Source organism: Vallitalea maricola, assembly GCF_036985595.1.
Classification (GTDB): domain Bacteria; phylum Bacillota; class Clostridia; order Lachnospirales; family Vallitaleaceae; genus Vallitalea; species Vallitalea maricola.
Genome location: NZ_BTPU01000020.1, coordinates 53,646 through 76,027, shown reverse-complemented (window position 1 = coordinate 76,027; position 22,382 = coordinate 53,646). Strand labels below are relative to the sequence as shown.

Here is a 22,382-nt window from a genome sequence, read left to right as displayed (position 1 = left end):
CCACAAGACAAAAAATATATTTTGAGCAATAACTAAGTTAACATGTATTGACAAAATGTAATCATTATGTTACATTATAAATGTAAATAACAAGTTACATTTTGTTAAGGAGGTATTACCTTGGTACAGAATCGAATTAAGGTTTTGAGAGCAGAACGTGATTGGACACAAGCTGATTTAGCTGAAAAGGTAGGTATTTCTCGTCAAGCGGTTATATCAATCGAGAAGTATAAATATACTCCTTCATTAGAATTAGCTTTCAAAATTGCAGAAGTATTTAATGTTTCAATCAATAAAGTTTTTGAACACAAGGAGGGTTAAATCGATGAATGAACAAACTATTCTATTACTTTTTCTTATTTTTGGTCTTAGCATTACACTTTTTCTTTATGTGTGGAAGGCTAAGAAGGAAATTGAATACAGAAAAGACGAACGCTGGCAATTAATTCAGAACAAAGCAAACAATGCAGCAAATTTTTCAAACTATATCTTGATAGTATCTTTAGCTGTGGGCGAAGCAGTAACACTATTTAAGGATATTCAAATAACCTTTACCTTCGATAGAGCTTTAACTTACGGCTTATTATTCGTCGGTTTGAGAAATTCAATTGAATTTTTTTCATTAAAATATTTTGATAAACAACTGTAGAGAGTAATTTCCTTTATAGCAGACAGTTTTATTATTTCAACTGTCTGCTATAAAAGATGTATATCAATTTCCATCTATTTATTTTCTGCTATTTGTTGTAATAACAATCGTTCACCGTATACGATTTTTACAATTAGCTCTACTGCTTGTTTTCTAAGTTCATAACACCTACTTCTACTCATATGCATGCTTTCTGCAACAATCTCCATAGGACATTTATGAACATAGTTCTGCTTGAGTATTATATAATATTTTTCATTTATTCCTTTTATTAATGCCAAAGAATCATCAATAATACTTATATCATAGCTTAATTGTTTTATTTCTTGTTCTATTTCACGAAGAACCATTTTATATTCTTCTTCAATCTTTTCTTTATAGTTATCTGCAGTTGCTTCTACATTATTTAATGTAGCAACCTCCTTACCATTTTCAATCACAAAACGTGTCACTTTACCTGAATATCCCCCTTTAAGCATCTTAGACCGTATATATTCATTTTCCTCTTCACTTGATAGTCGTTGTATTTGATTCCTTAAAAATGTCACTCTTACCTTATTGTACTCATAATTCTTGAGTAGATCCTCGATTAATTTTATATACTTCAAATTACAACCTCCCTAAATATTGTTTTTAAGCTGTAAAAACTAATGCTTCATTAACCCCTATGAGCCATGTACATGTTTAATAATTAGTTATTTAGTTAACATTTTAATTACAATGTATGTAGTTTATTTAGAATATACATTATTTTCTTAATAATAACATTTATTTTTATTGTTTTATTCTCTTATCTGTCCTTTTTTTGTCCATTATTTGTTGATAATTGTCTACCAGGATAAGATAAGCATTAAATTTTTACACTCTTATTCAATGAATGACTTACAACCAATTCATATTAGGACTATATTATACTAACCAGAGCTGTTATAATTCTATTTTAATGTATAATTATAACAATAAGATAACAATTTATTTAATTGAATGGTATTAAATGTTAAGATTAAAATAAAAAAAGGCACTATTTGTAATGATTACAAATAGTGCCTTATGGTTATAACTCTAACATTCTACATAATATAGCAAATAATTCTCCACGAGTAATTGGATCATCAAATCGTTCTTCATAAATAACCATTCCTCTGTTAATAAGCAGTTGATAATATATCTTAGCCCAATGTTCTTTTTTAATGTTTTTCTTTTCTTCAAACAAACAAAAACAGCCCCGGACAAATTGTTCCCATCTTCCTTCCTTAAGGAGTACAGCTGGACAGTACTTGCCTGTCCAGTCCTGATGTTTCTTAATGTCAGTAATAGATGTTTTTGCCATTAGGTAAGCAATAAGCTGTTGTGCATTTTCTTCTGCCATTTCCATATTAATACCTTGATTCATGCATATCTCAATTCCTATACTAGTTTCATTACCTTTTCTACATCCAGCATGCCATGCCATCTCATCTATAGGTATATGTTGAATTACATTATAATCATCAACTGTATAATGCCAAGATACTTTGTCATTAGTTGATTTAATATACGATGCATGCATGGCTGCATCTGCACCTTTGTTAGTATTTCCAGTATTATGTACAGTAATACTAGTAGGTGTTATTGTAACTCCTGGTCTATTTGGTCTATTACTTGGTATAAAATCTTCAATGATGTTCATTGAATCACCTCCATGGTAGTTCTTATGATCTTCGTTTGTCAATATCTCTTTTGTATGTAATCTGCTTTAAAATTTCATTACCGAATACCGATACAGATGCACATAAAATACCTTGCATAATACCAATGAAAACAATATCAAAACTCCATGTTTTCTCTATTACTAGTCCAATATATAATACACACATAATAATAGAACTTATTAGTAGTACAAATGGGATAACCCAATCTTTAATATGTGGAATATTCTTAAGGAATAACCCTAGACAATAACATACCACCACAACTATTAATAATTCAGGACGAATAACTTGTAATACTTGTTCCATACTCATAAAAATCTCCTCCTATTATAAAAATTTACTTCTTAATATTGCTTTTCCTGCGTCTATGTATCTTAGATTTCTTATCGCTATCAGAACTACTAGCGTCACTGACATTACTAGCTGAATCACTATCCTTTTTCTTATCAGCAGCATCTGACTCTTTACTCTTATCATCCTCAGATTTTTGTATAGGAATTCTTTGTTGTTGTCGTTGCTTAGTTATGTCTTCTCGTACTTTTTTAATCTTCTTTTCTAGTGCTTCTTTTTCCCTTCTCATAACAACCATACGATCATTAATTTCTTTTACTTCCTTTTCTATGGTAGTTATCTGCTCTTTTAATGCTTTGATAGTCTTGTCTGATTCTTCTTTAGGCCATATATCAGCTGCTCGATCCATCTTTACTGACAAAGCAACTTTTTCCATTGCTAATATAAACAATCTATCTTCTTTTTCAAGCTCTTCGCATTTATTCCTTATATGACTTTCCAGTATCTCCTCTACTTCTTTATTGGCACCAAATAAATCTCTGAATCTCATAATCTTACCGTATACCATTGCATCTGTGATATCTTTTTCGACTACAGTACTATTTACATCAATTTCATCTCCATCATCACCAAAATCTTCATCTAAACTAAGAACCTGATCATTAACAGAATAAGGAGCTTCAGCTGGGTTACTTTTCTTATCGTCATTATATTTTTTATCCAACTGCTTTAATTCATTTTTAAACATTTCTTTATTAGCAGAAATTATTTTAGTTACTCCTTTATCTTTATTATTGAGTATATAGCGTTTTAGAATATCACGTCTGATCTCAGTATCTGTATCAGTAGTCTCAATATTCTCTACAAAATTTATGATATCAAGAAATTCTGGTTTATCTGTATCATAGCCATTCATTTTCAATGACTCTTGCAGCGCTTTTTTCAGAGCTTCTTGACTTAAATCAGAATCAGCATCCTTGACCAAAATATCTGTGGCATCATTTATTATCTTTGACCTAGCCATTCCATGACTTGAGCTAAAAGGACCCTGTTGTGAGAATGAAAATCCTGGTGACCATTTTTTCATTCCAAGAGGTGCATGGTCATACATTTCTATACCCGCTTTTTTGAATCTATCATCTAATTCTTTAACAATCTTATCTATTATTTCCTTGTCACTAGTAGTTAAATAAATAATTGCACTATCTGTTCTTTCTCCTTGGTAATTAGGTCCTAGAACTTTTAAGCCATTAATATATGATGCTTCAGGAGATCTTTTTATATCCTCCATATACTTAGCCAATAACTCAAAAGCCTCTTTGGATTTTTTAGGGTCAAAACTTAATGTAGTTCTTGAATTTCCTTGTTCTACTTTTTTACTCCTTATATCTCTTATAAAATAAGCAAAATCTTTTTTCCTATCTCTAAGGGCTTTTTTAATTGTAGTTTTTGAACTTTGTCCATACATTCTAAGTCCTTTATACTTACCCTCAACTGCTACTAATTGATTTTTGAAAGCTTCTTTTTCACTATCTGTTAATGTTTTAGGTTCATCATACTCAGGTACATTCACCTTGTATAGATTATATATATCCTTAATCTTACGATTATAATCATACTTTGCATAAGCGTCTTCTGTAGTAAATTTATCATCTACCACTTGCATCCATTGCTCTAACCAACTTAATAAACTATCAAATACTTCGTTTGGCATAATTTCACTCTCCTTTTTATATGAAAAAATAAGAGAAAAAACTTAATAGTTTTCTCTCTTATTAGTAACTATTATACGGAAGCCTTATATCCTATAATAAGTCCTACATTCTTAACATTGTACTTATCTCCTTTTAGAGTAAAGCTCCACTGTGAACCTCTACTACTGATACTTAAACCGCTTGTCTCTACATAATTGCCACTTTCTAGGTTATATGTTTTGCCACTATCAAGTATCATTCCTAATTTACCTTCTTCATAAAGGTCACCTATCATGTAGATACCATCAATCTTGCTTCCTGCCATATTAGGTAACATATCTCTAGTTATTGTCACAGCTAGCTCATCATTACTTTGTAGGAAATCAGTCCAATTATCACCAAATGTTTCTGCCATATCTATAAAATGCAAAGCATTATATGGCTTTAACATACCTCTAACAGCATCCCCAAAACTTTGTCCACCTTGTTTTGCTGTATACTTAAGGTTAATAATGACATCTTTTAAGTCCTTAGGATTATATGCTCCCTTTTTCCCATTAAGTTCTAGTCGCCATCTTGATACTGCACCAGTGCCTTCAAATGGTAAATAACGTTCATCATCATAGCGAAGCTCGAATAATCCGTTATTCTCTTCATACTCACCTCTTGGTGATAAGACAATCTGCTGATTAGCTCTCCAATCTGAGCGAATAGAAGTAGGCTGAACATCTTTAGGGTCAATCATGTACTTAACGGCTTTTACATCTGGTTCAATAATAGTCTTATGGCTTAACTGTGTCAAAGTAGCATTAACAGGTGCTTTACCTTCTCCCATATCAAATACAACTGATATGGTCTTTACTTGTCTGCCATAATGTCCTTGGAAATCATAATCAAATAGAGCTTCTGTTAAATTAAACTCACAAACTCCTTTTTCCTTAAGACTAACTAGTGCAAATGGGTCAAGTTCTAGTAGAGATATAGGTTTGGCTATCTCCAGGTCACGACTATTACTCTCTATATATGCCTGTTCCATTGTGTCTAAATCATAGCCCAAACTCTCTCCTGCTAAAAGACCTTTTCTTAAGCTATCCCAGTACATGGATGAGATATAATTTACTTCTCTTTCCTTCATACCTCTCTCATATTGGAATGCTTTTTGAGCAGATTTGGCCATTTTATGTGCAAGCTTGTAAGTCTTGAAATACAGTGTAGATAATTTACCTGCCATCCAGTTATATAACTCTTTATTCGTAAATTTGTTCTTCATAAATCTATTAACTGAATCGTTTTGTCTAATTTCTTCTTCTAAAATATCAATCTCTGTCTGAGCTATACGTTCTGATAATTTAGAGCCATTAATCTGATGCTGTAATTGTATCTTTTCGCTTTTAGCCATCTTGAGCTGTAATTGCCAATCTTCTTTCATACGTTCCAGATTAGCTTTCATACCTACAATCTCACCTAGCATATTAATGCTTTCACCAGAGGTTTCTGTAGCTTCTGAGAAATTTTCTAGTAATCCATCTGTATTAACTTCTGCATAAGTGAACGTTCCTATTATAGCCTTAGGAATGAGTGAAATACCCATATTAACAAATTTGGCAATAGAAGCTGTTGTCATGAATGCAGCACCAATAGACATAAGACTCATCTGAGCTATCTCTGCTGGTATGAAACCTGTATTTATTAAATCCTTATAATGTTTAATAGTGTCCTCAGTGTTCTTTAGGCTTTCCTCTAATGATTTTGTATTTTCTATAGCCTCTTGCAGCTGATCTTCTTTAATCTTGCGAGTCATAGTCAAGATAGTATTCTCCTGCTTTTGCTGTAGGAGACTAAGCTCTTCAGAATCCTTTTTCTCAAGGGTAGCTAATAGGTCATTACCGAATTGGCTAACCTTAGATGCTAACTCGTTAGCCTTATTTATCATGAAGCTAAAACGGTAGTGTGGAGTACTTCCATCACTAACAGCTACTGCCTGTGATAAACTCATTCCACCTGCTACAGCCTGTACAAGAGCCATAGGGTCAATAGGAGGCTGGAATAATGGTAACGGTTGATTGATTCCCATAATATTCATACAATGTCTAATCTTATACAATCTGTCCTCAACAGTATTCCAATAATTAATGAAATTCCAATTCTCAGGTATAAAGAAATAAGGATTAACTAAACTATCATTAACTGTACCGCCAGAGAATAAGTGTATCAAAGTATTGCGACTAAGATTATTAGCATTCTCAAGGTCTAACAAGAATTCGTATCTATCCTCATTATTAGTAGCTTCTTTTGTAAGTGTTTCATAATCTACATCATCAGTTAATACTCTCTCCCCTAAGGCTTCTGGTTTTTCACCAAGTAAATCATAAGCTAGAATATACAGCATCCGTGCCTCATTAATAGATTCTCTTGTGTATTGTCCAAAGAGTAAATCTCCCCAGTCAATAATATTATCAATATAGTTCATTACCAAAGCCTTTTCATAAGCAATAATACGTAAAGCAGCTATGGCATGAGGGTCAAATGGGTCTTCTAGATATTTCTTAATTTGAGTTTGATCATCATCATCTTCTATTCCATATAGACCATCTGTAGATGCATTTATAAACGGTAAGAACTTCCACCAAACTGCCTCTGTTGGATCAAATATAAATTCATACCACTTTTTAGCCTCTTCAAACAACTGCGCTGTATTTAATGTCTGGGCCAAAAAGAATGGTACATGGAAGAATAATTCCCAATAATAACTACTATTAGCACTATCAAAATCAAGAGTTTCTGATATTGGATATATCTTGATTCTATCTTTATTTATCTTAATAGTAGTAGTATTACTTATATTAGCATCAAACTTAGGTAATTCACCTATTTGCTGGGTGCTTAGGTCTAAGAAAGCATCTAAACCTTCTGTGAATAACTTAGTACTTAACTTATGAGAAGTACTTGATGTGAGCCTAATGATATCATAAGGTACATCTTCCACTTCGTAAGGTCTAATATCACTATTAATGTCATACTTAACATAAGCATTATCTTTAAATAGATACAAATAGTTACCTGTATTAACACCTGCATCAATACCGTTTAAAAATTCACTTGGTATATTCAATAAACTTCCAGCCATATTTTTATAACCAAGTGGATCAATATTGATAATTTCTCCTTTGTCTATAGCTAATCTCTTATAATAGCCTTTATATAAGATATAACTCTTTGAATCTAATGTAAATGAAGCATGTATAGGTATTAGACTTATAGGCTGTGGATATCCTATATCCATGTATTGTGGTAATTTACCGTTAACTAGTGTATAACGGATATATAAATCAGTACTAAACATATACAGATATTTATTATCTACTACAGTGGCTGATTCTACACTACTCATATCACAGAATCTACTAACAGCAATAGTTTGTGTAGTTACCCAACTAACATCTGTTGTAGGTGCATCATTAAGCAGCATGACCTCATTACCTTTAATCAAATATAGATCATTGTTATATCTAAAGCTAGCATCAATATCTACTGGATTATTATCTTGGTCCCTAATAAGCAATCCATGTGAATCCCAGTTATTGGTATTTAGGTTATATTCACAGAAGTAGAAGTTATAATCAACCATATCGTTTCGTTTATATACCATTACACCACTATCTGATAAAGAGACAGCCCCTATTGCTGTACCTGTCTTTAGATGTCTTACAAATTCATGTGTCAATAATTCTTCTGCTGTTAAGTCACTATTAACAACTATAATTTCTTTTCCATCAATAACATAAAGAATACCATCTTTCATAAAAGCTGAATCAATGTTAATCTCATTTAAATTAACATAGAATTCTTGATTACCAAGGACAGATTTTATATCCGTTTCCAAGAAATCAATACTCTTTGGATAATTAACTGGTGTCTGACTGAACTCACCATTTTCAAAACGTAAATAATTATCATTTTTAATGATATACGTATAATTATTAATGGTAAATGCAGCTTTAACTTTTACACTTTCTTCATTAGGATCTGCGTGTCCCCATCTTTCATAGTTAGGGCCTGTAACATAATTATCAAGTATATTTCCTTTTTCATCCATAAAGTCTCCATCAAAAGCAAAGTAGCTTTCACCAACTATAAGATAGGTAGTACCATCTACTTGGAAAGATGCATCAATATGTGTTACATCTTCACCGAGATTCGAATAATCTATAGTCTTAGGCCATTCATTTTCATCCAGATTATGCATTGATGGCTTACATAAGAAACTACCACCCTTATGATCAAAGGCAAACCAAGGTGCTTTTCCTATGTTAAAAGCAACGGCATTTTCCATAGCAATATTTTCCTCAAATAAGGTTTTAAATACTGATTGTCCCATATTTTCATAAGCTGGATTGTTATTGCTTACTACAGTATATAGTTCTGGTGTTAATAGGAAGGTCTTATTCTTTCGTTCATATCCTGTATCAAATGATTTGAAAATATTATAATTCAGTAAATCCTTGTCAAGAAGACTATAACTACAGTTGATTACAATATTATCATGAGTATCTGAATCTAATTTGTGTGATTTCTTTACAAACAGTTCTACACCTACAGGACTCTTAACCTCTGTAGTGGACTTAGTTACTAATTCTGATATCTTAATCTCTTGATCTAGTGTCTGAGGTATAACCCACTTACCATTTAAGTTAAGGTATGAAAAATTAATCTTTATGACTTTATTATTTTTCTGGGTTTTGTTAAAATTATATTTTCCGTCACTTTCACTGGCTGTTGCGTTTTGACTCTCTTTTTCTTTGTTATCCAGTTCTACTTGTGGCCAGAAAACAAATGTTTTACCAAAGGCATATACTGGGTATACCTTTTGAGAATCAATTTGAAGTTCAGTATCTATCCATGAATCCCATTGAACAGTCTCTGTATCCCCATCAATAAATATAGCAGTACGATAATAGTATTTTGTTGGTTCTGTTTTTGTGCGTCCAAAAATAATGATTCTATCATCATTAGTAGAATCATCGTTATAGCGATAACCACCTGCAACAGTTAATCTAGATACGTCATCATAGGAATCCAAATAATTCTTATAAGCCTGTTCAACCAATGTATCTGTCAGTTCTCCTTGCATAACTTCATCTTCAAGAGTCTTGAACTGTTCTGTCTTAGTATCTCTAAGCTCAGGGCGAATATAGTTTTCAGGATATAGAAATACCTTACGGTTAGCTTCCCAAACACGATAATTCTTCATCCACTCCCAATAGGACTTCAGCTTATCTTTTACTATATCCATATCTTCAAAATTCTCTAGTGCTGGTTTTTCTAAGTCCATAAAGTATCTATGGAAATATAATTGCATACAAGCTAAAGCTTCTTTGATTCTAGATGTTCTAGCACAGCTATCCATATCCACATCAATTAACAGCTTCTCATACAATTCTCTGCTATTGCTTACATCATTTTCTACATATGTGAGATAAGGTACTAATGCATCTCGTTTCATAATATTTTCTTCGTCTTGGATCTGTTCTTTTAGTATCGCCCAATCCTTCTGACTATTCATTAGTCCTAATTGTTTGTACAGATACCCAGCTGCCTCATCTAAATCTTTATTGTCTCCATAGATATATGACCATACGTATCTATAAAGCTTAGATGGTGTAGTCTCTATATCTTGTGTTACTTTGAAGACAGACAGCATCTTTATAAGTATTTCTATGTTAAGATTTACTTCATAAGGTGACCCACTAAATAAAAAAGCGTGTTTTTTCTTGAGCCATTTTATTTCTTCTGCATCCCACTTAAATATATTACTTAATACTTCATAGGATTCTTCTATAATATGCTTCTGTGGATGTAAAAAATCTGTAAGGGTATAATTATCTCCTATATACATATGGTCCATATACTCATAATCAGTGATAATCTTAATATCAGCTAATAGATAATCTGCATATTCTCCCCATCTGTTAGTTATTACTTGAGGATATATAATATCCATCTTTTTATAAGCAGGGTCTGAGTAGCGTATATAATGTTGTCCTTTTATCATATAAGTTTTATTATCAAATATGAATGCGCCATCAATGGATTCTTCAAAATTAATCGGCATGTTACCCCAGTTATTGCAGATATCTCTAGGATAGCCTTCATCTACATATTCATTATCCAAGTTACTGTAACGAATATACTGATTATCCCTGAAAACAAATAGTTTACCCTCTCTATCTAAGAACGCAGCATCTATTTCAACCATATCATCTAGATGTTCATCTGGGTTAAAGGTATTCTTAATCTTACCCCAAGCTGTAGCTATTTCTGCTATCTGATTATCATAATAGTACTTGTCCCCCTTGAAGAGATATAATCTTTCATCTTTGTATAGAGCTGCATCCAAATCATAAGTAAATATTCCTTGGAATGTAGCTGCATCTATACCCAAATTCTCGTCAACTATAGCTGTAATGGATTTTGGATAACCCTCATCTACGTATTCGTATGTTTTTTGTGAGTAACGAATATATTGGTCCCCACAGAAAATAAATGTTCTATTTTCATCTCCAAAGGCAGCATCTATTTTTTCTTCTTCCAGCAGATTATTTCTGATTCTTCCTAAGTGACTTATTGGCATCTCTCGAATTTCTCCTTGTGCCAAAGCTATACATTTATCTTCTATAAAGATGTAGATAGTGCCTCGATTAGCTATTATTGCTTTTATAATAACTTCTTTATTATAATTCTCATCTGTCTTACCAATCTTATGATCCAGATTCTCAAAACCTTTCTCGAAACGTAGGTTTTCATAGATTTTCTTTGGATAACCGAAGTCAATATATCTATAATCACTTGATGAATAACGTACATATTGATCCCCGCAGAATAAATAAGTAATACCATGTGAATCTACAAAAGAAGCATCTATTCTATTAAGTTCAACAATATTATTATCTACCTTACCAAAGACCTTGTTAAGACTTTCTACATATGTATCTGTCCGTCTGTTCTCACCTTCCACTGGGTCTATGTTTATATTGACAAAGGCTCCATCTACTAATTTAGAATATTTGTCTTCATCAAAGAAATAGATAGCATCATCTATACCTTTAAACAGAGTAGTAATCTTCTCTAGGGGTATATTCTTCCACATCTTATTTATGTTTTTTGGATAAGACCATATTCCCTCTACATAATTATACTGCAGCTGTTTATCCCCATGAATCAAATAGATGTTATCATCTTCTACATATACTGCATCAACTTGATCAAATCCTTCTATAACAAACTGTATAGGTATGTTCCACCAATGTTCATCAGCAGTTTTAGGGAATCCTGTATCAGTTTTGCTATAATCCTTACCTGAATACTGAACATATCTAAATCTTCCTTGTTCATCTGGTTTTTCTAATAGGAAAGTTTTATCCTCTATGACATAAGCGATATTCACATTTCTTAGTCCAAAATGTTCTTCTATGAGTTTTGGTACTTTATCAATATAAGCATATTCTTTTGATGACTCATGATTATACATAACGTATTGATCCCCACTAAATAAATAGGTATTACCATCAACGCCAACTAATCCAGCATCAACATGATTATTCTTGATAATATTATTATCTACATATCCCCATTCTTCTGCTATGCTATATTCTTGCTTGGATAAGAAGTTGTAACATGTATGATACATATTATCCTCTTCTATATTACCTGTATCATCTTCTGAATCTTCATTATTAAAATCAAAGAAAGCATATGTGTTCCCATCTGTTCCCTCAAGAATGGAAGATATTTTCCTATTATCCTCTATAAGCTTGCCGTCGCCATCTTCATCTAATGGTCTAAGCAATGGTGGTAAAATATCAGTTAGCTTTATACCAGCCAAACTTTCTAAATCATTGCAGCGTTTATAGTTACCATCCTTTTGAGTACGCATATAGATGTTTCCTTCATGAGTAAATACACATGTAGGTATTTCATCATCCATAAGTGAATATGTTTTATCCAAAACTTGTGATACAGATTCTACAAGTATAGTGCAAGTACCATCTTTGAAGAAGTACATATTCCTACCATTAGCCATAGCACTATCTATTCCATTAGAGAAGTCTATATCCAGATTTTCAAACCCTGGTTCTTCAGATAGTTCTTTAGCTATGTTTTTAGGATAACCTTCATCTACATATCTGTTCATATTAAAAGGTAAAGTATATCTATAATATTGATTACCTGAGAATACATAAATACGCTCTTTAAGTTCATCATTATCAGGTATTCTTACTGTCATAGAAGCATCCACTATGCCTGTATCTTTAATATTATTTATTACACTACCCCAAAAGTCCATTATTCTACTAGGTACATTACTATCTATTTTTGAATAATCATTAGTCTTATAACTTATGTAATGTTCATTAGAGAAGATATATACTTTTCCATCCTTGCCTGTAAAAGCTGCATCAACATATTCAAATGGCATATCTCCCCAAGTATCTGACATCAAGGCAGGTTCTGACCACCATCTATGTTGATTATCAAAATAAATATATCTGTTACTAGAGAATAAATAAGTACGTCCTTGTTTGTCAGTAAAAACAGCATCAATAGTATCAAAATATCTATCTGGTGTATCAGTCTTCGTTAAAGCAAAAGGTAGATTCCACCAGTTATCATCTAAAGTCTTTGGATAGCCTTCATCCACTACGGTATAATTATTAGTAGAATATCTAACATACTTCATGGACTCATCATCTGTCATACCACATAAATAGGTTTTGCCATCTAGTACAAATGCCGCAGTTACCTCTAATAGTGAATTCCAATCAGATTCTATAAATCTTGGATAACCAGAATCAACAACCTTATAATCTTCACCTGAATAGCGATAATACTGATCTCCACTAAACACATAAGCCTTACCATCTAATCCTACAAATGCTGCATCTACTTTACTATTTTCAATTATATTATTCTTAACAATACCCCACTGTTTAGATGTTTCTTCCTCGCTTCCTAATACATGGAATCCTTTGTCATCACAGGTTATATTAATGGATTTACCATCTGATAATAGGCAAATGCAATCGTCTGTGTTAATAGCTGCATCTATTCTCTTCTTAAAATTATAAGGTAATTCTGGCATCCATGTGTCAATAGTAAGAGGATAACCTTCTTCTACATAGACTCTATTATTTTCTATATTATTCCTATAGCATATAACTTGGTCACCAGCAAATAAATAGTACTTATCTTCAATAGTGAAAGCTGCATCAATATGTCTCATTCTATTGAAATTATTTTTAACATGTCCAAAACGGTCTAAAATCATTTTTGGATGTACATAGTCATCTGAAGATACATATACATCATCCTTGAATAAATATCTTTTATGGTCTATTCCCACCATTGAAGCATCTATAGACTTATGGAAAAACGGATGAATTTCTTTACCAAACTCTTCCTTCCAATTTTTATTAATATCTTTTGGATAGCCTTCATCCATATATTGAATCTGGTCATTAATATTCACATGGGATATATATCTAATATATTGACCTTTTGAAAATAAATAAGTTTTTCCTTCTTCATCTACGTAAGCTCCATCAATCTTGTCAATATCAGAAAAGTTATTTTCTACTTTTCCCCATTGTCTCTCTTTAATTTCCCATAGGTCAGAATTGGTAGTTTTACAATAGTAGTTAGTTCCTGATATGATGTGAATCGTGCCTGATGAATCTACAAAAGCAGCATCAACACAGAATGGGTTCACCCCTTGCTCACTATACTCATAATAGAATCTATCTATATCTGTTAAACCTTGATATATCTCATCCTCTTCATCCTTTTCCTCTATAACCTTAACTGTAGTAGCCATATCTCTTACATAGGTATAATCATCAGCAGAATATGCGTAATAATTATCTTTAGTAAAGAGATATATTATAGAACCTACCCCTTCTAAGATGACATCAAATGTTTCAATACCCTCTGGTAAAATTAAATGCTCTGGAAACTTCTCTGTTAATTGTTGGTCATGAAAAGCTACTTCTATCTGATCTGTGGTAAGACCTAATTTTCCTATCAATATAGCAATCTGTTTCGCTCTACGATAGAGGTTGTTAAATCTTGTGCTCTTAGGTTCTAACATAAGCTTATCATTCACATTGACGGCTTCTATTACAGGACCCATAAATTGTTCCACTAAGCTATTATGGGTTCCAATGATATTATTCATAACAACACTGATCTCATCGGCTCCAATACCATATACATCTTGTAAAGCAGTAAGTAATGTCTCTTCCTGCATTATTGCCTGATCTATAAGAATCTGACTAATATCATCAATCTCCTGTTTCATCTCCTTAGCTATATCATGTAATAAGAAGAAGATATCCTTATTGTAATCATCAAATCTTTCTATTTTAAATACAAGAGCATTATTCACATTTAAGAAATAATCTATCTCTTCTCTATTAAGCTTATAGTCATAGGTATACTCACAGGTTTCCAACATTTCCACAAGCTCTTCTCGTTCCATCTCATTCAATCCTAATTCTTCTAAAGTAGCAGGCTTAACTCTGTATCTGTCAATTACCTCTACTATTTTACTCATATGATTGAAAATGATTTCTTCATGGATATTAGTGAAATAATCGCCAAGCTCGAAACTGTCAATGTTGAAGTTCTGACTGAAGAAATTATAACCTTCTAAAGTCATCTTTCCATTTCTTAAGTATCTTCCTTCTAAATTTTTGTATATATCTGATGCTACAATATAACCTGATACCTCTCTAAGCATAGTATCGTCCACATTATAAAAATAGTCTTTCACCTCTATAATATGTTTTTTAATAGTATCCAGTATTTCAAAACGATAAGGATAATAAGCAATAGCTAAATTAAAATCCTCAATAGATGTATTGAGCAATTCTTCTTTATCCCTAATAACATGCTCATCATCTATATAATCGTTGAATAGTAGATTAGTCATAAGCTTTTCTGTATCAAGTTCGCTTATAGGTAAATGTGAAAAGATAGTACTATCAAGAACAATATCCTTATCTGTAAACTTCTGCATATTGTCTTTAATAACTTGATGTACTTCTTTAGCATAATCTGCTATATCAGCATTAACCATAAATAATACCTTGTTCTCCACAAATCCAAAGAACTCAGGATCAATCACATTACTATCTTCATCTATATAATTGTTGAATAATAGATTATCATATAGTTCCTGCTGCTCACCTTCTGATAAATTTAACTCCTCAAAATCAGATGGATATAATGACATTAATACATCTTCACTAGATTCCTCTTCACTTAAAACTTCTTCATAGATATTAGCTATTATGTCAAAAACATCATCTTTCATTATTCTGAAATCCGTAGTGATCTGGAAATGTTCTACATTATCTGGGAAAGTTTTTTCATTGATATCACCTTTAGTATTAATATAACCTCTATAAACTAAATTATTTTTTAATTTATTAAGAATTTTCTCTTCTAAACCAGTATTAGTAAAATCTTCTATACCTAGATGATCCAAATGATTAATAGCTTCATATACAACTTCAGAAACTCTCTCTATATCCTTATCTTTACTGCAAAGAAGAATACCTTTATTTTTATGAGAAACAACTTTATTATCGCGCCCTATAATATAACGATAAATAGCTCTTGAAGTTCTATCATCACGATCATCAGTTGTTAATACTTGTGGGTCAAATAGTAGGGCTTTGAACTGAGTATAAAGATTATTCAAGAACTCAATCTTAGCTTTCTTCTCTTCTTTCAGAGCTTTTATTTCTTCTGTTTCTTCGTCATCCTCTAGCTCATCCTCTTCAATAGCTTGAAAACGTAATGTTATCTGACGTAATTCTTCACCCGTAAAATCGTTTTCCTGCATCCATTTAGTAATAGATACTATGAGTTGTATAAGCCAAATATTATTTGTTACATCGTTACTTGAAAAGATTGTGTAACAGTCCCTGATACTAGGATTATAAGCAACTAACCTGTCAAAAACATTATGAACTCTAATAATAGGGTCATCAGTTATGACGTCTAATATATAGCATAGTTCCTTTACTGATATATCAAGGAACTCTGTTACTGCAGCTACCCTATAGAGAAGGGTTAAATTAGTTAATAACATGTCCTTGGTTACTTTTAAGCCTTCAATCCCTGATCTATCAGTGAAACATGTTATAAAAGCTGCCACATCTTCCTCTGTCATCTTAAGGGCTTTACACAATCTTTCTCTAAAATCTATATTATCATCACTCATGAGATCATCTTCATTAACTGGTACGATTCTAGTATATTCACTGTTCTCGTACTCAGGATGAAGAGTATCTGTCACTTGGATGTAATTTTTATCAATGGCAGTAATATCACCATTGTATATTCTATTAAATAAATCAATAGGCTGCTCTTCATTACCTGTTCCTAGAGTGTTCATGGATACAAGTAGTCCACATGTCATATCAATGGGCAACTCATAATCTTTATGTAATTTTAGAATATATGCCATATGTAGAATAGCTTCTTTATCAAGTATATTATTGCAACAACTCCTAATAATCATATCTAATTCTACAAATGATACTTGTGTCTTCTTAGCTAGATAAATAAAAAGATATGCACGTCTAAACCATATTTGCATATCATCATTATTTTCAATACCTATAATTTTTTCTTGTTCCTCATCTAATACAGCATACCCTGATAAATTATTATTCAAGTAGAAGCTTCCTGCATATTCTGACTCATTGTCACTAAGATTTCCATATAGTAATTCTAGTAACTCTTTAAATGTAATCTTAGTCTTTCTCATGAACCTCTTTACATTAGTAAGTAGAGTATTAATATCTTCTTTTAAGAGGTTATCTATATTGTCTCCTTCTAAGTCATCTGCTTCTTCGTCAATATCTCCCTGAGTAATACCATAGAGTGATACTAACTCAGTTGTATTGTTACAGATATGATTATAAGCTTCCTCTGATAGTCCTAAATATTCTCTTGCAATAATATTATTGCTCTTATTACGTAATTCCTCATTACTATCTATAGAGAAGAGTTTATATAATTGCTCTTGTGTAATTTCCATATGTGCTAAATAGTTTTTTATCTTCTCATGTTCTAGATTGAATGGAAGATTAATTGGATGTTTAGCTCCTTTTAATACCTCATAGGTCTCTCCTTCTACTCTTCCTTCCAATATTTCATTGACAATATCTAGATAAGGAACCATAGTAAAAGTATTCTCTTCGTCTAGAAGTATATGAAGAATATCTTCTCTTCTCATATTCCATAAGCTGCTATCGGCTTCTTCATCAAATTCATCTTCATATAATTGTAGTAAATCAGCTAAATAAGCTGCTGGTGATAGAACAGATCTGGCATCATCGCCTTCTCTGAAATCTATCTCACCAAAGATTTTTTCATAACTTGAAAAATCAGTATTGTTATCTTGACTCATTTTTTTACACTCCTCTCTTATTATAATTGATGGCGAAATCTAGCAGCTTCAATATGAGGTTCATGGTTCTGTTTCAACCTCATGTATTTAACAGCAATTTGACTTCTCACCATTTGGGCATTGTGATACACTGCATTTGCTTCTTCTAAATCATTAAAGAGATGCCCGTACTCTTTTAGAAAGTGTTTCTTAGGTATGGACGCAATCTGTACTGCTGAATGTAGATTTTTATTAAGTAACTTCTTAATGACTGTAACTTCATCTTGACTTTCAGGTAATATCTTTAGTAATCGCTGCCAAGCTTTTAATAGAAGCATAAGCTGGTCTTTATGTTTTTTTAATCTGTCAAAACATAAGGTAGAAACCTCTTGTTCATCCAATAAGTTCATACTTCTTAAGCAAATATCAGGATTCTTAGCAAAGAACTGATCTAGATGCTTAAATTTCTCTTTTGAAAAATCCATTACTTTCACCTCTTTCTTTTTTATAACCGAATACAATGTTGGTAAATATCAAAAAGCTCCTGTAAGGGCTTTTGCCTCACAAGAGCTTTTTTGCTATTGTATTACATCTTATATATTACATTATTATTGTCTTATTTGGTTCCTTAGTATTTCTTGTAATTGTGTTTGATAATTCTAGGGATTGTCTACTAGCTGTTGATAATCTCTATTTGGTTAAATCCATCTTTCTAACTTTATCTCTAATTGTTAAAACATATGGAGGTGCCACAGATATTTCATCCAGACCCATTCGAATAAATTCTTCTGTTAATACAAGATCAGCACCTAATTCTCCACAGATACCAACCCACTTCCCTGCTTTATGACCATTGTCCACTACCTGTTTAATCATCCTAAGAATTGCTTCGTGATGGGGATTATAATAATTTTCAAGCTTTTGATTCTGTCTATCTATTGCAAGTGTATATTGGGTCAAATCGTTTGTTCCTATACTAAGGAAGTCCACTTTTTTTGCTAAAAGATCACTTATCATGACAGCAGCTGGTGTTTCAATCATAATACCCTGTTCTACATTACCTATTTTGATATTTCTTTCGATTAACTCTGCTTTTACTTCATCTACAATTTTCATTATTTTCTCAATCTCTTCAACAGAAATAATCATAGGATACATAACTGCTATGTTTCCAAAGGCACTTGCCCTGAACAAAGCTGTTAGTTGTGTCTTAAATAATTCAGGTCTATCTAAGCAAATACGTATAGCACGATATCCCATAGCAGGGTTTTCTTCCTTATCTATATTAAAATAAGATGCCTGTTTATCAGCACCGATATCCAGTGTTCGAATGATAACCTTTTTTCCTTCCATAGCTTCTGCTACTTGCTTGTATACTTGAAATTGCTCTTCTTCTGTTGGATAAGTATCTCTTTCTAAGTATAAAAATTCACTTCTAAAAAGTCCTATACCTCCAGCATCATTTTTTAGAACAGCATCCACATCTGAAAGATTGCCAATATTAGCAAATATATTTATTCTAGTTCCATCAAGTGTAACATTTTCTTTTCCTTTTAATGCTTGAAGAAGCCTTTTTTTCTCTTGTTCTTCTTCCTTCATCTTTTTGAAATTGCAGATTGTGTCTGGGTCAGGATTAATAAGAAACTCCCCTGTATTTCCATCAACAATTGCTATTTGATTATCTATATGCTCAGTTAATTCCATTTTAACGCTGACTAAGGCAGGTATACTCATCATTCTTGCTAAAATAGCTGTATGAGAATTTGTAGAACCACGTAAGGTTACAAATGCAAGTACCTTTTCTTTATCGAGTTGAACTGTTTCACTGGGAGTTAAGTCATCTGCAACAATTATTACCGGCTCTTCTAATATATAATCATTATTTATTGTGTTACTAAGTATCCTAACTAATCTTTCGGAAATATCCTTAATATCAGCTGCTCGTTCTTTCATGTAATCATTATCCATTTCTGAAAAGATGGAGGCGAAATGATCGCCTGTTGTTATGACTGCATACTCTGCATTGACTTTTTGTTCTATCATATTATAAATAAAATCAAGGTAATCTTGATCATCCAATAACATTTTGTGGACATCAAAAATAGCCGCACTATCCTCCCCTAATTCTTTTGACGCTTTTATATATAGATCTTGTAGCTGCTTATGGGCTTTTGTTTTTGCAGACTCAAAACGTTGTTTTTCTGCTCCTATATCTTCTATTTGATTTGGTTTTATTACTTTATCTTTCTTTTCCAGCACTTTTATTTTTCCAATGGCAATGCTGTTGTATATTGATTTTCCAATGTATTTTTTCATAGCTAATACCCTCTTAATTATAAGTTTTCAATACAATAAGCTTCTAGTTCTTTTGCAGCAGCTTCTTCATCTTCACCTTCTATGCTAAAAAGAACTTTTTCATTGCATTTAACCCCAAGAGCCATTAATGCCATAAGTCTTTTCACATCTGCTTTTTTCCCATCTTTTTTAACTGTAATATTGCTTGTATAGGCCATTGCCGCTTTTACTAACATGCTGGCTGGTCTTGCATGAATACCTACAGGTTCTGTAACGACATATTCAAATTGTCTCATTTCTTATCCTCCTTATTTACCCAAAACATTTGACTACAGCTTCAATAAATTCAATATAGGTATTACACTGAATTACTTTTGCTGCATTTAGTTTTTCCAAAAGCAATACTATGAGATTATCATAAACATCGTAAAATATTGCTCTTTCATCTTCATTAATTGCAAATAATAATACAATACTGGTTGCATGGTTATCCCATTCAAGTGGTTTCTTTTCATTCAATAGTACAAACATCCCTGTTTTTTTGGCGTTCATTTTCATTGAATGAGGTACTGCAATATGTTCATATGCTGTAGAAGCTTGATTTTCTCTGTCAAAAACTTCATCATAATAGGATTCCTCTACATAACCTTCCTTTTTCATAACATCTGTCATAAATCGAATAGTTTCTTGCTTATTTTTAAAATCCATATTTTTATAGAAGAACTTAGGATTAGATATTTGCATTAAGTGTTTTTTCAATTTTGCTTTCTTTTTTTTCAAATTGATTTTTTGAATTTTTTCTTCGATAATATTAAAATCCTTATGGCTCAAAAATGGTGTTATCATAACCGACTCCTTACCAATGGTTTCAGAAACAGGAATGGTCGATATGACTAAATCAGCTTTTTTAACATCTTTTATCTCATCAATAGAAGTTATTACTGTTGTTATTTCCACTCTTTCTCCATAATGTTCTTTTAATTTTTCTATCATTTTGTTAGAAAAATCATAATATTGCGGAAATAAAATAATACAATTTACTATTTTCCTCTTAGATTTTTGAGCCTCTAGGTTGCCACCTATATGAAGTGCAATATAAGCGATTTCGTCTTCCTTAATATCGTATTTTGTCACTTCTCTTAGTTTATCTGCAACCTCTACTGCACATTCAAAAATAAGAGGACATGTATTTTTAATATGATTCAGTAAAGGATTTTTTGTCGTATAGCCGTTTTCCAGTCGTACTAACAGATTTTTTATATGGAGCGTAAATTTAACGATAAAATCTTTATTATTGGTATCTATATAGTAAGTCTTCTTTAACAAAGCTCTTATTTCTTTCACAATTTGAACGCATTCTTTACCTACTACATTTTCCATATTATCAATACTTAATGTAGCAAAATCCACCTTTAAAAGATGGCTGAACAAAATAATCGTTAATTCTTCCAATTCGGCAGGACTATAGGTTATATTAAAGTTTCGCTCTATCTGTGCTGCAATGTTTTGTGCTAGTTTCTGTTCTCTTATTCCAAAATGCTTCCCTTCATTTCGAGAGCTTCCAAAAGTTCTTTCGTTCTTAATACGATCCATTCCAATAATAATATCAAGAACAAGATTTAATAGGGCATATTCGTTAATAAAGTAATGGCACTTCTTACATTCCTCTCTTATAATGAATCGTAACAACTCCAAATCATAACTTGGAAACTCCCTTTTAATAACTTCTAGACTCATAACATTATTGCTAAATTCTTCATATAAAATTTGACTTAATAATTTCCTCTTATCTAATTCTTCTCCTTCTAATGTAATATAAGCATTGTTAGATACAATGTGTAAATCAAATTCAATAAGTCTGTTTTTTACTTTTACCATATCTTTTTTTATCGTTTCATAGCTTACAAATATTTCATTTCCCAACTCATATAAATCAGTTTTTTTGTCCTCACTTGCATCATTAATAATTATACTTGTAATAATATAATTGACTCTCTCTTTTGAGTTTTGAGGTAAATTAATATTTGAATTATCCAATACCTTTTTTGCTCTTGAAGAATCAATGGAATATCCTTTTCGAGAAGAAGTAATAAGTCCATTTTCATGATAATTAATTTCTGCTATATAATTTTTAATACTTCTTTTCGATACATTAAGCTCACTTGCCAAATAACTTGCAGTCATCCAATTATCATGATCTAGTAAAACTTTAATTAGTTTTACACACTTCCTCTTCATATTCCTCATCCTTCTCTTATGTCGTTATAATTCCTTATTAGTATTATTTCAATTATAACTCTATC

Annotated in this window: 11 protein-coding genes; 2 read left to right on the top strand and 9 right to left on the bottom strand. The window is 31.8% G+C overall.

Features of this window, described 5'->3' with window-relative positions; all coding sequences use genetic code 11:
* Window positions 1-120 precede the first annotated feature (120 nt).
* Window positions 121-321: a helix-turn-helix transcriptional regulator gene (locus AACQ14_RS06765; protein WP_339362816.1), complete on the top strand. Its 201-nt coding sequence runs from the start codon at window positions 121-123 to the stop codon at window positions 319-321.
* Window positions 322-325: 4 nt separating this feature from the next.
* Entirely contained in the window at window positions 326-649 is a 324-nt protein-coding gene (locus AACQ14_RS06760) for a hypothetical protein (RefSeq protein ID WP_339362815.1), read from the top strand.
* Between the two features lie 74 nt (window positions 650-723).
* On the opposite strand, the gene AACQ14_RS06755 is transcribed toward AACQ14_RS06760, so the two are convergent.
* The 9 genes from AACQ14_RS06755 to AACQ14_RS06715 all read right to left on the bottom strand — a co-directional run bounded on the left by AACQ14_RS06755 (window position 724) and on the right by AACQ14_RS06715 (window position 22,317).
* The gene (locus AACQ14_RS06755; RefSeq protein ID WP_339362814.1) at window positions 724-1,257 is read right to left on the bottom strand and encodes a hypothetical protein; all 534 of its coding nucleotides are present in this window, start codon (window positions 1,255-1,257) and stop codon (window positions 724-726) included.
* Window positions 1,258-1,703: 446 nt separating this feature from the next.
* Window positions 1,704-2,318: a peptidoglycan recognition protein family protein gene (locus AACQ14_RS06750; protein ID WP_339362813.1), complete on the bottom strand. Its 615-nt coding sequence runs from the start codon at window positions 2,316-2,318 to the stop codon at window positions 1,704-1,706.
* A gap of 22 nt (window positions 2,319-2,340) precedes the next feature.
* A complete protein-coding gene (locus AACQ14_RS06745) occupies window positions 2,341-2,652 on the bottom strand; it encodes a phage holin family protein (RefSeq protein ID WP_339362812.1) in 312 nt (103 codons plus the stop codon).
* Between the two features lie 25 nt (window positions 2,653-2,677).
* Window positions 2,678-4,345 (bottom strand): T3SS effector HopA1 family protein, encoded by a 1,668-nt coding sequence (locus tag AACQ14_RS06740; RefSeq protein WP_339362811.1) that lies wholly within the window; start codon window positions 4,343-4,345, stop codon window positions 2,678-2,680.
* Window positions 4,346-4,416: 71 nt separating this feature from the next.
* Window positions 4,417-17,805, bottom strand: coding sequence for a Tc toxin subunit A-related protein (locus AACQ14_RS06735; protein WP_339362810.1), 13,389 nt, complete (start codon window positions 17,803-17,805; stop codon window positions 4,417-4,419).
* A 20-nt stretch (window positions 17,806-17,825) separates the two neighbouring features.
* The gene (locus tag AACQ14_RS06730; protein WP_339362809.1) at window positions 17,826-18,269 is read right to left on the bottom strand and encodes a hypothetical protein; all 444 of its coding nucleotides are present in this window, start codon (window positions 18,267-18,269) and stop codon (window positions 17,826-17,828) included.
* A 205-nt stretch (window positions 18,270-18,474) separates the two neighbouring features.
* Window positions 18,475-20,100, bottom strand: coding sequence for a phosphoenolpyruvate--protein phosphotransferase (gene ptsP, locus AACQ14_RS06725; RefSeq protein WP_339362807.1), 1,626 nt, complete (start codon window positions 20,098-20,100; stop codon window positions 18,475-18,477).
* Between the two features lie 17 nt (window positions 20,101-20,117).
* On the bottom strand, window positions 20,118-20,375 hold the full coding sequence (locus AACQ14_RS06720; protein ID WP_339362806.1) for an HPr family phosphocarrier protein: 258 nt from the start codon (window positions 20,373-20,375) through the stop codon (window positions 20,118-20,120).
* A 16-nt stretch (window positions 20,376-20,391) separates the two neighbouring features.
* Window positions 20,392-22,317: a BglG family transcription antiterminator gene (locus AACQ14_RS06715; RefSeq protein ID WP_339362805.1), complete on the bottom strand. Its 1,926-nt coding sequence runs from the start codon at window positions 22,315-22,317 to the stop codon at window positions 20,392-20,394.
* Between the last annotated feature and the right edge of the window lie 65 nt (window positions 22,318-22,382).